Consider the following 13,258-nt stretch of genomic DNA (forward strand, 5'->3'; position numbering starts at 1 on the left):
TCCGTGATCCAGGGAGGCGTACCCGGCCTGGTGGCCGGCGCGGTCTTCAAAACCGTTGAGCGGTGGACACCACCGCTGGCGGGTTCGATTCCCGTCCGCCTCCGCAAGGGCCGGGGACGCACGACATGACGCAGCGAGAGGACGACCCGAGACGGCGGGTGCCGCGGACCGACGCGGTGCTGGCGCTACCCAGGCTGGCCGAGGCCGAGCGCGCGCTCGGCCGGGCGCTGGTCCGCTCGGCCGTGGTGGCCGCGCAGGAGCGGGCCCGGGCCGGCGAGATCCACCCCGAACAGGTCGCCGAGCAGGCCGTCGCCGCGCTGCCGGAGACCGCGGCCAGCCTGCGCCCGGTGGTCAACGCGACGGGCGTGGTCATCCACACCAATCTCGGCCGGGCGCCGTTGTCGGCTGCCGCGCTCGCCGCGCTCGCCGCCGCGGGCCGCGCCACCGACGTCGAGTTCGATCTGGAAACGGGCCGGCGGGCCGCACGCGGCCGGGGCGCGCTCGCCGCGCTCGCCGAGGCAGTGCCGGCCGCCGGGGCGGTACACGTGGTGAACAACAACGCCGCCGCGCTCCTGCTCGCCGCGCTGACCCTGGCCCCGGGCAAGGAAATCGTGCTCAGCCGGGGCGAAATGGTGGAGATCGGGGACGGCTTCCGCCTTCCCGAACTCCTCGCCTCCACCGGGGCACGCCTGCGGGAGGTCGGAACGACCAACCGCACCAGCCTGCGTGACTACACCGAGGCGCTCGGCCCCGAGACCGGTTTCGTGCTCAAGGTGCACCCGTCGAACTTCCGGATCACCGGGTTCACGTCCACGGTGGAGGTCGCGGAGCTCGCCGGGCTCGGCGTGCCGCTCGTCGTCGACATCGGTTCTGGCCTGCTCGCCCCGCACCCGTCGTTGCCCGGCGAGCCCGACGCGACCAGCACGCTGCGCGCGGGCGCCGATCTCGTCACGGCCAGCGGTGACAAGCTTCTCGGCGGGCCGCAGGCGGGGCTCCTGCTGGGGGACGCCGGCCTGGTCGAGCGGCTCCGCCGGCATCCCGCCGCCCGCGCGCTTCGTGTCGACAAGTTGACTTTCGCCGCTCTGGAGGCGACCTTGCGTGGTCCGCGCCCGCCGGTCGCGCGGGCACTGGCGGTCCGGCCGGAGGAGTTGCGGGCGCGCGCGGAACGGCTCGCCGCCCAGGTCGGCCAGGCCGAGGCCGTCGAGTGCACAGCGGCGGTGGGCGGGGGTGGCGCGCCGGGCGTCGAGCTGCCGAGCGTCGCGGTGAGCGTGCCGGAATCGTGGGCCGGCCGGCTGCGCACCGGACGTCCACCGGTGGTCGGCCGGGTCGAGCGTGGCCGGTGCCTGCTCGACCTGCGCACGGTCGATCCCGAAGACGACGAACTGCTCCTGGTGGCGATGCGCCGATGTTCGTCATAGCCACCGCCGGTCACGTCGACCACGGCAAGTCCACCCTCGTGCACCGGCTCACCGGCACGTGGCCGGACCGGCTCGCCGAGGAACAGCGCCGTGGCCTCACCATCGACCTCGGCTTCGCCTGGACCGAGCTGGACGGACGCCGCCTGGCCTTCGTCGACGTGCCGGGTCACGAACGGTTCGTGGCCACCATGCTGGCCGGGGTCGGGCCGGTGCCCGCGGTGCTGTTCGTGGTGGCCGCGGACGAGGGCTGGATGCCGCAGTCGGCGGAGCACCTGGCCGCGCTCGACGCACTGGGCGTGCGGCACGGGCTGGTGATGATCACCAAGACCGACCTCGCCGATCCGTCACCCGCGATCGAGCAGGTGCGGCAGGCCCTTTCCGGGACTTCACTGGCTTCCGCCCCCGTGGCGACCACGATGGCGGAGCTGCGGTCGGGGCTGGTCGCGTTGACCGACGAACTGCCCCCGCCGGACCTGGATGCCGACGTCCGGCTGTGGGTGGACCGGGCGTTCACCGTGCGCGGCGCCGGGACGGTGGTCACGGGCACGCTCGCCGCCGGGGTCCTACGGGTCGGCGACGTCCTCGAACACGCCGGTGAACGAGTGAGCGTCCGCGGACTGCAGTCGCTGGGCGAAGGCCGGCATGAGGTTCCCGCGGTGGCGCGAGTGGCGGTCAACCTGCGTGGGCTCGACCGGGCACGCGTCGGGCGAGGCGCCACGCTGCTCACGCCCAGCGCCTGGCTGCCGACCGTCGAGGTGGACGTCAGGCTGCGGGCGGCCGGGCGCCTGCATCGAGAACTCGTGCTGCACATCGGTTCGGCAGCCGTGCCCGTGCACGTCCGGGAGCTGGGCCGGCGGGCGGCGCGCCTGCACCTGGCGAAGCCGCTGCCGTTGCGGGTCGGTGACGTCGGGCTGCTACGTGATCCAGGCGAGCATCGCATCGCGGCCGGTGTCGAGATCCTCGACGTGCGCCCGCCCGCGCTGGACCGCCGTGGTGCCGCCCGTGCCCGGGCCGAGGAACTGGCGGTTGGACCGCCACGGCCGCCCGTGTTCGCCCAGGCCGCCGATCTTCGCGCGATGGGGGTTCCCGCGTCAGGGCGGCGGATCGGCGACTGGGTCGTGGACGAGCAGGCGTGGGCCCGCGCCAGGGCGAGTGCGCTGTCGGAGTTCGAGGATTGGTCCGCCCGGCACCCCGTGGCGGCGGGCATGCCGATGGAGACCGTGCGACACGACACCGGGCTGCCCGCCACCGAACTGGTGCCGCCGCTGATCGCCGGTACCGGGCTGGAGATCGCCGACGGGCTGGTGCGGCGCCCCGGCGCGCAATTGCCCGAACAGGTCGAGCGCGCGGTGGACATCGTGGCGCGGCGGCTGGCGAAGGAACCGTTCCGCGCGCCGGAGGCCGACGACCTGGCGCGCTGGGGACTCGGCACCCGTGAGCTGGCCGCGGCCGTCCGGACGGGGCGACTGGTCCGGATCGCCGAAGGGGTTGTGCTCGGTCCGGACGCGCTGGAGCGCGCGGTGGAGGTGCTGTCCGGGTTGCCGCGCCCGTTCACGGTCAGTGAGGCCCGCCGCGCGCTGGGCACGACGCGCCGGGTCGCCGTCCCGCTCCTCGAACGGCTCGACGCGATGCGGGCCACCAGGCGGAATCCCGACGGCACGCGCACGCTCGTGTCGAAACCGGACTAGAGGTCTGCTTCGCGACCCGTTGTGTGGACCAGTTTCACCGCTGACCGTGGCGGGTACTCCACGCTGTGTAGGAAAGGAGCCCGTCGTGGACAACAATGCCTATGTCACCTTCTTGGTGGTAGGCGTGATCCTGGTCGCGATCGACGGCCAGATCATCTACCACAACGGTAAGCGCTATCTGAACAAGGGCGATGAAGCGGCCGGCGATTCGATGGCCGGCCTGATCACCGTGCTGTTCCACCTGGTCGTGCTCGGCGTGCTCGCGCTGATCTCCACCATCGACTTCCCGGGTGGCAGTTCGCTGCCCGCGGTGATCGGCCGCCTCGGCGTCCTGCTGCTCGTGCTGGGGCTCGCGCACGGTGTGACGATCGCGGTGTTCAACAGGAGGCGTGAGGAGCAGGTGGTCGAGGACGTCCACACCCGGGTCAACGCGCGGCTGGACGGCAGGCAGGTCACCGCGGCGGTCGACTCCCCGATCCAGCAGTCGACCGTCGATCCGGTACCCGGTCAGGAAGGCGTGCGACCCAGGACGAGCCCGAGCATCGAACATCAGGCGCCGTACACGACCGAGTAGTCACCATGGACTGGACCGGTCCCACGCCCTGAACCGCGAACACAGGCCCCCGAACCAGGACCACACGCTCCCGAACCGGGAACATGGACGCCCGAACCCGGCACTCGCGCTCCCGAACCGGGAACATGGGCACCTGGACCGGGAACTCGCGCGCCTGGACCGGGGACACGCCCGGTCTTGGCGTGTCCCCGGTTGGGGAGGCTGAGTTCCGAGTTGGGGAGGGCGAGTTCTGGGTTGGGGAGGGCGAGTTCCGGGTTGGGGGAAGATCTGCGGAGGCCGGGGAGGAGGGGGTGCTTGGGTCGGGACGGCAAAGAATCTACAGAATATTGACGGCCGGGATGATCGTGTAGACAATCAGGACATGACGAAGGTGTCATTTGACCGGCATCCCGACGACTACCGCCACTGGCACCTGCGCATCGAGCCGCCGATCGCGTGGCTCGAACTGGACGTGGACGCCAACGGTGGCATCGTCGACGGCTACGAGCTCAAGCTGAACTCCTACGACCTCGGCGTGGACATCGAGCTACACGACGCGGTGCAACGCCTTCGTTTCGAGCATCCCGAGGTGCGCGCGGTGATCATCACCAGCGCCAAGGAGAAGGTGTTCAGCGCGGGCGCCAACATCCGGATGCTCGCCGCCTCCTCGCACGAGTGGAAGGTGAACTTCTGCAAGTTCACCAACGAGACCCGCAACGCGATCGAGGACGCCACCGAGTATTCCGGCCAGCTCTACCTCGCCGCGGTGAACGGCAGTTGCGCCGGAGGCGGCTACGAGATCGCCTTGGCCTGCGAGCGGATCCTGCTGGTCGATGACAACTCCTCGACCGTCGCGCTGCCCGAGGTGCCGCTGCTGGGCGTGCTGCCCGGAACCGGCGGGCTCACGCGGCTGGTCGACAAGCGCAAGGTCCGCCGGGACCGCGCGGACGTCTTCGCCACCCGGCCGGACGGGATGAAGGGCCGCGCCGCGGTGGACTGGGGCTTGGTCGACGAACTGGTGCCGCGCCAGGATTTCCGCGAGGCGGTCGCCCACCGCGCTCGTGAACTCGCCGCGGGAAGCGACCGGCCCGAAGGCGCGCGTCGCGTCGAGCTGACCCCGTTGAACCGCACCGAGACGGACGTTGGCGTCGAGTACACCTACGTGTCCGCGGAACTCGACCGCGACCTCGGCGCGGTCAACATCACCGTGCACGGGTCCGGGGAGCCCGGTTGGCTGCTGACCATGACCAGGGAGCTGGACGACCTCATCCTCCGGCTGCGTACCAACGAGCCGGAACTCGGGGTCTGGGTGCTTCGCACCGAAGGCGACCCCGAAGCCGTACTGGCGAGCGAGCGCGAGGTGCTGTCCGGAAACGACTGGCTGGCCAACGAGATCCGGCACTACTACAAGCGCACGCTGAAACGCCTGGATGTCACCAGCCGCAGCCTGATCGCGTTGATCGAGCCGGGCAGCTGTTTCGCCGGTGTGCTGCTGGAGCTGGCGCTGGCCTGTGATCGTCAGTACATATTGGACGGTCCACCGATCGACGACGAGGAAAGCGAGCAGCGCGCCGCGATCGTGCTGTCCGACGCGAACTTCGGCGCCTTCCCGATGGGCAACGGACTGTCCAGACTGGAGTCCCGGTTCTACACCGAGCACGACCACCTCGACTGGCTCAAGCGGGAGCGCGACCGCCCGCTGGAGGCGGCGGATGCGATGGAGCTCGGTCTGGTCACCGACGCGCCGGACGACCTGGACTGGGTGGACGAGATCCGGATCGTGCTCGAAGGCCGGGCCGCGCTGTCCCCGGACGCGCTGACCGGCATGGAAGCCAACCACCGGTTCGTCGGGCCGGAGACCGTCGAGACCAAGATCTTCGCGCGGCTGTCCGCCTGGCAGAACTGGATCTTCACCAGGCCGAACGCGTCGGGGCCGGAGGGCGCGCTGCGCCGGTACGGTACCGGGCAGAAGGCGAACTTCGACCACAAACGGGTGTGACGAGATGCCGGAGAAGATCGACTACGCGACCAAGATCCCCAACAACGTCAACCTGGGCGAGGACCGGCGGTTGCAGCGGGCCCTGGAAGGCTGGCAGCCGAAGTTCATGAACTGGTGGGGCGAGATGGGGCCCACGCTCGAGACGCACGGGGTGTACCTGCGCACCGCGGTCAGCGTCGGCCGGGACGGCTGGGCGCATTTCGACCACGTCAACGTGCCGGACTACCGGTGGGGGATCTTCCTCGCCGAACGGGACCCGGGCCGCACCATCGCCTTCGGCGAGCACCAGGGCGAGCCGGCGTGGCAGCAGGTTCCGGGCGAGTACCGGGCGGATCTGCAGCGGTTGATCGTGATCCAGGGCGATACCGAGCCGGCGTCGGTGGAGCAGCAGAAACTGCTCGGGCTGACCGCGCCGAGCCTGTACGACCTGCGCAATCTCTTCCAGGTCAACGTGGAGGAGGGCCGCCACCTGTGGGCCATGGTGTACCTGCTGCACGCCTATTTCGGCCGGGAAGGCCGTGAGGAGGCCGAAGCCCTGCTGCACCGCAACTCGGGCAGCCCGGACGCGCCGCGCATCCTGGGCGCGTTCAACGAGGAGACCGCCGACTGGCTGGCCTTCTACATGTTCACCTACTTCACCGACCGCGATGGTAAGTACCAGCTGGGCACGCTCAAAGAATCGGCCTTCGACCCGCTCTCGCGCACCTGCGAGTTCATGCTCAAGGAGGAGGCGCACCACATGTTCGTGGGCACCACCGGTGTGGACCGCGTGGTGCAGCGCAGCGTCGAGCTGATCCGCGAGCACGACACGATGGACATCGGCCCGCACGGCGGGATCCCGCTGGAGGTCATCCAGCGCTACCTCAACTTCCACTACACGGTTTCGCTCGACCTGTTCGGCAGCGAGACCTCCACCAACGCCGCCAACTACTACACCGCGGGCCTCAAGGGCCGGTGGCTGGAGACCCGGCGCAACGACGACCACCGGCTCACCGAGGACAGCGACGAACTCCAGCGGCCGCGCGACGACGGCACCTGGGAACACGACGAGGTGCAGAAGATCCTGCTGCTGAACCTCGATCTGCGCGGCGAGTACATCGCCGACTGCACCACGGGTGTGAAGCGGTGGAACAAGATTCTCTCCGACGCGGAGATCCCGTTCCGCCTGAAGCTGCCGCACCCTGGTTTCAACCGGCAAGTCGGCATAAACTCCGGCCACCACATCACGCCGGACGGGACCATCGTGGACGAGCAGACTTGGCAGGCGGGGAAGAAGCGCTGGTTGCCCACCAGCGAGGATCTGGCCTTCGTCCGTTCCCTGATGCGCCCGGTGTACGAGCGGGGCAAGATCGCGAGCTGGGTCGCCCCGCCGCGACAGGGCATCAATGGCAAACCGTTCGACTACGAGTACGTCCACCTGTAGCCGGCCGCAGCGATGAGTAGCCCTAGCCCTTTGCCAAGTCGCGGCGGCGGCCAAGGTAACCACCACACGCGCGCTTGTGTCCCGCTGTCGGGGCGGCGGGGCGCCCAGGGCGATGAGGTGACTCGATCGTGGATGGTGCGCCCTGTCGACACGGTCGCGCGCAAACCTGCGAACAAAGAGCGGTTCGGGAGAGCGAGGAGAGGCGGCCATGGCCGGGTCCAATTCTGCGTTCAATGCGGCGGATTACCTGCTCGATCGCCAGGTGCGCGAGGGTAACGGAGACCGGGTCGCGGTCGTCACGTCCGGCCGGACGCTGAGCTACGGCGAGCTGGCCGCCGAGGTGCACCGGGTGGCCGGCGGGCTGGCCGCCATCGGTGTCCGTCCGGAGGAGCGGGTGATGCTGTGCATGGTCGACGGCATCGAGATGCTCACCGGGATCCTCGGCGCGATGCGGCTCGGCGCCGTCCCGGTGCCGGTCTCCACCATGGTCACCGGGCCGGAACTGGGCAAGGTGCTGGCCGATTCGCGGGCGCGCGTGCTGTGCGTGTCGGACGAGTTCAGTGCCGCGGCGAAGGCGGCGATCGAACTGGCGCCCGAGGTGACCGACGTGGTGCTCGACCGTGCCGATCCCATCCATTTTTCCACCCGGATAAAAACGCACGACTGGACAGAACTGTCCACATCGGAGACTTGGCCGGCATACCGGACCTGGGAGGACTCGCCCGCGCTGTGGCTTTACACCTCGGGGACCACGGGGGAGCCGAAGGGCGCGATGCACCGTCACGCGAGCATCCGGGCGGTGTGCGAAACCTACGGCAGCCAGGTACTGGGCATTCGCGACGACGACCGGTGTTTCTCCGTGGCGAAGCTGTTCTTCGCTTACGGAATAGGAAATTCGGCGTTCTTCCCACTGGCCGTGGGCGCGTCCTCCATTTTGGACCCAGGACGGCCTGACCCGCACGCGGTGGCCGAGACGGTGCGCGCCGGCCGCCCGACGTTGTTCTTCGGGGTGCCCACGTTCTACTCGGCGCTGCTGGCCAGCGATATCCCGGACGACACGTTTTCGTCGGTGCGCCAGGCGGTTTCGGCCGGTGAACCGCTGCCCGCGGTGATTTTCGAACGGTTCCGGGAACGGTTCGGCGTGGAGATTCTCGACGGCATCGGCTCGACCGAGGCCCTGCACATCTTCCTGTCCAACCGGCCCGGCCAGGCGGTGCCCGGCACCACCGGCGTAGCGGTCCCCGGTTACGACGTCGAGATCCGCGACACCGGCGGCGCGGTGATCGATGGCGCCGGACAGCCGGGTGAACTGTATGTGCGGGGACCGTCCACCGCGGTCGGTTACTGGAGCCGTTACGAGACAACGAAACTGGTCTTCCAGGGCGAGTGGCTGCGCACCGGGGACAGCTACCTCCGCAACGACGACGGCACCTACACCTGCCTTGGCCGTTTCAACGACATGTTGAAGGCGGGCGGTATCTGGGTTTCACCGGCCGAAGTGGAGCAACGGTTGCTGCAGCATCCCGACGTGGCCGAGGCGGCGGTGGTCGCCGCGCCGGACACGGACGGCATCGACAAACCGGTCGCGTGCGTGGTTCCGGCGGCGGGCCGCGAAGTGGACGAGCGGGCGCTGATCGAGTTCTGCCGGGAGGGACTCGCCTCGTTCAAGCGACCGCGGGCGGTGGTGTCTGTCGCCGAGTTGCCGAAGACCGCGACCGGCAAGATCCGCCGCAACGTCGTCCGTGAGTCCGTCCGTGACGCGCTGCTTCCGGGAGCACTCGCATGACGTCGGCGTGGGTATACAGTGGACACGAGGGAGCGTGCCCGTGATTTCTGGCCGCACCGTCGTCGATGCCCACGTACACGTGCCGAAGCTGAGCACGGTCAAACCCGCCTGGCTGGAGTGGGCCGACCAGTTCTCTGGACCGCACAGCTGGCGCGATGCCTATGACGACAACGGCGATCCGGTGCCGGCGAAGGTGGACGCCCTCATGGCGGCCGAGGGCGTGGACCGGGCCCTGCTGTTCTGCGAGTACAGCCCCCGCGCGACCGGCATGCAGCCGATCGAGGATCTCCTGCCGATCGTGGCGCACAATCCCGTCCGTTTCCGGCTGGTCGCGAACGTCAACCCGCACCTGCACCATCCGCTGGCCGCGGAGGTCGAGCGGCAACTGGACCTCGGCGCCGTCGCGCTGAAACTGCACCCGGTGCACGGCGCGTTTTCTGCCGCGGACAAGGAGGTTTACGCGGCATACCACGTGTGTGCCGACCGCGGCGTGCCGGTGATCCTGCATTCGGGTACCAGCAGTTTCCCCGGGGCGCGGGCGAGTTTCGGCAACCCGGAACTGCTTTCGGACGTGGTGGAGGACTTCCCCGGGGTGCAGTTCGTGTTCGCGCACGGCGGGCGGGGGTGGTGGTACGACGTGGCCGCGTTCCTCGCGCTGGCGCGGGACAACGTGTGGCTCGACCTGGCCGGGTTGCCGCCGAAGAAGCTGCCCGAGTACTACGCGCGCTTCGACTTCGCCCGGCTGGCCGAGAAGTTCGTGTTCGGGACCGACTGGCCGGGCGTCCCCGGCCCGGGCCGCAACGCGGCGGCGCTGGCCTCGCTCGGCCTTTCGGACGAGGTGCTCACCGGGGCCCTGTCGGCCAACGCGGCCAAGCTCTTTCCCTCGCTCGGCATCTGATGCCGCGCGAGTTCCGTAGCCGAACCGCCTCAGCCGCAGGCTGTTGGACACGACGAACAGCGACGAGAACGCCATCGCTGCGGCCGCGACCAACGGGTTGAGCAGGCCCGCCGCGGCCAACGGCAACGCGGCGACGTCGTAGCCGAAGGCCCAGGCAAGGTTGCCGCGGATGGTGCGCAGCGTCGCCCGTGCCAGCCGGATCGCGCACGGGATGACCTCGAGATCGGTGCGCATGAGGATCAGGTCCGCCGCGCCGATCGTCGGTGCCGGTCACCACCGCGAGCCCCAGATCGGCTCGGGCCAGCGCGGGCGCGTCGTTGACCCCGTCGCCGACCATGGCGACCGTGCGACCCTGTTCCCGCAGGCGGACGAGCACCCTGGCCTTGTCGGCGGGCATCACTTCGGCGATGACCTCGCCGACGCCGATCTCCGCGGCCACGGCCCGCGCGGCGGCTTCGTTGTCCCCGGTCAACAGCACTGTGCGCAGCCCCAGCTCGTGCAGTTCGGCGACCGCCGCGGCGGCGCTGGGCCGGACGGTGTCGGCGACGGCGATCATGCCCTACCGCGCCGTCGACGGCGACCAGCACGCTGGTGCGGCCCACGTGCTCCCACTCCGCGCGTACCGTCGCCAGCTGCGGTGGCACGTTCATCCATTCGGCCGCCAGCAGCCGCACCGAGCCGATCAGCACGTCCCGGCCCGCCACCCGGCCACGGGCACCGAGCCCGGACAGCGCTCGGAAGTCCTCGACGTCGGCGGGACGACCGGTCTCGGCGATGGCGCGGGCGACCGCGTGTTCGGAGGCGTTCTCGACGGCACCGGCGAAACGCAGCAGTTCGGCGCGTGGCACGCTCGCGGCGGTGCGGATGTCGAACGCCGACATCCGTCCGGTCGTCACGGTGCGGTCTTGTCGAGCACCTGACCGATCAGCACGTCGACGCCGACCGGCTCGGTCAGGGTCACCGTCGCGGACACACCGTCGAGCTGGTTGAGTTCGCGCTCGACCCGCGCCGCGCAGGCCGCATCCCGCCGATCGCCAGCTCCAGCGGGGCCGCCTGCGTGGTCACGGACGATTCGGGCATCAAACTTCCCCTGCCTGAAAAGTCCCCGCGGCCGTCGCCGAACCTGGCCGCCGCAGCCAGTATCCCCCGGTGCCACAACGGGAAACGCCCACCCCTGGAGTCTGATGAGGACAGACCATGGCCGGTATCGAGCCGTTGTCCTGGCGGAGCGTCGCCACCGCCTGGGCCATGCCATTTCCGGTCGCCGTCTTCGTCGTGGTCGCCGCGCTGGCTTACCTCGTGGCCGCACGCCGCGTCCCGGACTGGCGACGCCGTGACACGACGTGGTTCCTCCTGGGGCTCGCGATAATCGCGGTCGCGGCCGGGGGCAGCGTCAACGTCTACAGCCGGGTCTTGTTCACGGCGCAAGAACATCGACGACGACGAGGAAGCCCTCCACGCCTACAACGAGATGCTCGCCCGCATGGCGAAAAAGCCCCACCGGCGCCACGGCCAGGACTCCCCGTAACCGGCGGCATCCGATGGCGTGTCCCCGCCCCAGGACACCGTGTCCCCGATCAAGGCGCGCGAGTTCCGGGTTCAGCTAGTGCCGCTCGGAGACCGCGCCAGGTTCGACAGTGAACTCCTGGGCGGCGTTGCCGTTGCAGGGGTTCTGGATGAGCTGGACACCGGCGTCGGCACTGTCCTGAAAAACGCCGATGCACCATTGCGGTCCCGAGGCCGAATGCAGCCGGTAGCCGGGCCGCGGCTCAGCCACCGGTTCGAAGAGGAATCGCTGGTCTTTCCGGCCTTTCTCGCACTCGGCACCGGCCAGGAGGACTTCGGTGTGGGTGCCGCCGTAGTCGACCGTTACGCAGCCTTCGCCGTTAGTCGGATGGTGCAGCACCAGTCGATAGGCGCCGTCGTCCGGCTCGAGGGTCATCGGCGGCGACGCCGTCGCGCAGTCGTACTGGCCGAGCACGGTGCGCCCGGAGTCGACGAACTTTTCCGGGCCCTCGCCAGTACACAGGCCGGTGTGTGCGAGCCGTAACCGCACGGGCCCGGTTGGTGGGGCGGCGGCCGGGCTCGTACCGGCGTTCGTGACGCTCGTGGCCGCATCAACCGCGCGTGGCGGCGCATCGACCGTACTCCGCGATTGGTCCCCCGATGACTTCCGCAGCGCGGAAGTCGTCAGCAGCACGCCGATCACCGCGACCGCGAGCGTCGCCACGCCGAGCGCCGGCCAGCCCAGCCGTTTGCGCCGTGCCGGGGTGACCGGCTCTGGCTCGGCTGACGGGGTGACCGGTTCCGGCTTGGCCGACGGTTCCGATTCGGCTGACGGCATGGCCGGTTTCGGCTCGGCGTCGTCGTACGGCTCGGTGTCGTCCGGGATGGCCCCGGCGGCCAACCGGGACCTGGCGGCCAGCCACCGCTGCACGGTCGCCTCGTCGCCGCCACAGGCACGGATGAACGTGGCGAGGAGGTCCGCCCGCGGCAGGGCGTCGCGGGACAGCGCCCCGCTGATGGTCGAGCTCGGCAGTACCCCGCCGGTCCGTGCGGCTCGGCGCGTCAACTCGCGGTAGCTCAAATCGGTGTGCGCGCGCAGCCGCCGCATGGCGGCCACGAACTCGGCGGGGTCGTTGGCGGTGGCCGGATCCGGCCAGTCGTCGAACACTGACGGTTCCTCCCCAGGTATGAAAACTGCGCACAGTCTAGGGGTGTCCGGATTCGTCCGGGAACGTCCGGACAAGTTGCCCTGACGTTGGTCGGACGGGTTGGTTCTCCAGCGGCACATTGAGGGGGTCCGGAGTCAAGGAGGACGAAGACTCATGCCCAAACGCCGATTCCGTGCGGTCCGCCGTCGTCGCCGAACCGGTACCCTTGCCCTGGCCGGTTTCGCCGGCGGGGTGACCTTGGGAGCGCTGACGGCGACCCTGATTGCCGGCGGACATGATCAGCCGACGCAGAAGGGCGACACCCAGCCGATCGCCCAGGCACTACCGCAGGCGCTGCAAGACATGATCAACGAGTACCTCGACGAGCACGGCTACCACCCAGGGGAGGGCCACGACCCGAAGCAGGCGGAGCAGGTACCCGCGGTGTTGGACAAGGCGCCGGTTGAAGTGCCCGCGCCACTCGCGCCCACCTCCGTGACGGCGATTCCGGTCCCGATGGCGCCGGTGTCCACCCGTACCGGAAGCGGCTACTCGCCACTCGATCCACTGGGGGACCTCTTGTCCCAGTACGTCGTGGCCAAGCGAGACCCGTTGCACGCCAGTGCGCAGATCGGCCCGGTCTCGGTGGAGGCCGACGTTAATGCGGAGCCGCTTTCCGCGTTGGCCGAGACGGCTGTCGAGCCGCTTGTGGCGCCGGACTGGACGGGTGTGCGGCCGTTCGGTGCGCCGGATGGGATTCCTGTTGGGCCGACTGTCTTGTCGGAGCCTGTTGAGCCGTTTACGTATGCCGTGTCGGACAAGAGGGATGTCGAGCCGCT

Annotated in this window: 11 protein-coding genes, 1 tRNA gene and 1 pseudogene; 11 read left to right on the top strand and 2 right to left on the bottom strand. The window is 69.8% G+C overall.

The window, feature by feature from the left end; all coding sequences use genetic code 11:
- The first annotated feature begins 12 nt into the window (after positions 1-12).
- The 8 genes from A3CU_RS0114600 (at position 13) to A3CU_RS53475 (ending at position 9,765) form a co-directional block, all read left to right on the top strand.
- Positions 13-104, top strand: a tRNA-Sec gene (locus A3CU_RS0114600).
- Positions 105-125: 21 nt separating this feature from the next.
- Positions 126-1,418 carry an L-seryl-tRNA(Sec) selenium transferase gene (selA, locus tag A3CU_RS0114605; RefSeq protein WP_043841121.1) on the top strand — a complete coding sequence of 431 codons (1,293 nt, stop codon included), beginning with the start codon at positions 126-128 and terminating at the stop codon, positions 1,416-1,418.
- Positions 1,406-3,106, top strand: coding sequence for a selenocysteine-specific translation elongation factor (locus tag A3CU_RS0114610; RefSeq protein ID WP_027942920.1), 1,701 nt, complete (start codon positions 1,406-1,408; stop codon positions 3,104-3,106). Before selA ends, A3CU_RS0114610 begins: the two co-directional genes overlap by 13 nt.
- Positions 3,107-3,191: 85 nt before the next feature.
- Positions 3,192-3,680 (top strand): hypothetical protein, encoded by a 489-nt coding sequence (locus A3CU_RS0114615; protein WP_027942921.1) that lies wholly within the window; start codon positions 3,192-3,194, stop codon positions 3,678-3,680.
- A 361-nt stretch (positions 3,681-4,041) separates the two neighbouring features.
- Positions 4,042-5,658 (top strand): 2,3-epoxybenzoyl-CoA dihydrolase, encoded by a 1,617-nt coding sequence (gene boxC, locus A3CU_RS0114625; protein ID WP_027942923.1) that lies wholly within the window; start codon positions 4,042-4,044, stop codon positions 5,656-5,658.
- A gap of 4 nt (positions 5,659-5,662) precedes the next feature.
- A complete protein-coding gene (boxB, locus tag A3CU_RS0114630) occupies positions 5,663-7,081 on the top strand; it encodes a benzoyl-CoA 2,3-epoxidase subunit BoxB (RefSeq protein ID WP_027942924.1) in 1,419 nt (472 codons plus the stop codon).
- Between the two features lie 208 nt (positions 7,082-7,289).
- The gene (locus tag A3CU_RS0114635; protein ID WP_027942925.1) at positions 7,290-8,867 is read left to right on the top strand and encodes a benzoate-CoA ligase family protein; all 1,578 of its coding nucleotides are present in this window, start codon (positions 7,290-7,292) and stop codon (positions 8,865-8,867) included.
- A 40-nt stretch (positions 8,868-8,907) separates the two neighbouring features.
- Positions 8,908-9,765, top strand: a complete 858-nt coding sequence (locus tag A3CU_RS53475) for an amidohydrolase family protein (RefSeq protein WP_027942926.1) — start codon at positions 8,908-8,910, stop codon at positions 9,763-9,765.
- A 334-nt stretch (positions 9,766-10,099) separates the two neighbouring features.
- Here the strand turns inward: A3CU_RS53475 and A3CU_RS55585 are convergent.
- Positions 10,100-10,321: pseudogene (locus A3CU_RS55585) on the bottom strand (HAD family hydrolase); the annotation flags it as partial.
- Here A3CU_RS55585 and A3CU_RS55590 point away from each other — a divergent pair.
- Both A3CU_RS55590 and A3CU_RS55595 read left to right on the top strand, forming a co-directional pair.
- Complete coding sequence (locus A3CU_RS55590) at positions 10,320-10,685, top strand: hypothetical protein (protein ID WP_425388243.1); 366 nt, start codon at positions 10,320-10,322, stop codon at positions 10,683-10,685. The pseudogene A3CU_RS55585 and the gene A3CU_RS55590 sit on opposite strands and share 2 nt — an antisense overlap.
- A gap of 328 nt (positions 10,686-11,013) precedes the next feature.
- On the top strand, positions 11,014-11,406 hold the full coding sequence (locus A3CU_RS55595) for a cytochrome c oxidase assembly protein (protein ID WP_425388245.1): 393 nt from the start codon (positions 11,014-11,016) through the stop codon (positions 11,404-11,406).
- On the opposite strand, the gene A3CU_RS0114660 is transcribed toward A3CU_RS55595, so the two are convergent.
- The gene (locus A3CU_RS0114660) at positions 11,369-12,439 is read right to left on the bottom strand and encodes an RICIN domain-containing protein (protein WP_027942928.1); all 1,071 of its coding nucleotides are present in this window, start codon (positions 12,437-12,439) and stop codon (positions 11,369-11,371) included. The two genes, A3CU_RS55595 and A3CU_RS0114660, sit on opposite strands and share 38 nt — an antisense overlap.
- Before the next feature lie 154 nt (positions 12,440-12,593).
- Between A3CU_RS0114660 and A3CU_RS0114665 the strand changes: the two genes are divergently transcribed.
- On the top strand, positions 12,594-13,258 hold a 665-nt coding region (locus tag A3CU_RS0114665; RefSeq protein ID WP_027942929.1), incomplete at its 3' end, for a hypothetical protein.

Origin of the sequence: Amycolatopsis taiwanensis DSM 45107, assembly GCF_000519205.1 — a bacterium.
In the GTDB taxonomy this organism is placed as follows: Bacteria; Actinomycetota; Actinomycetes; order Mycobacteriales; family Pseudonocardiaceae; genus Amycolatopsis_E; species Amycolatopsis_E taiwanensis.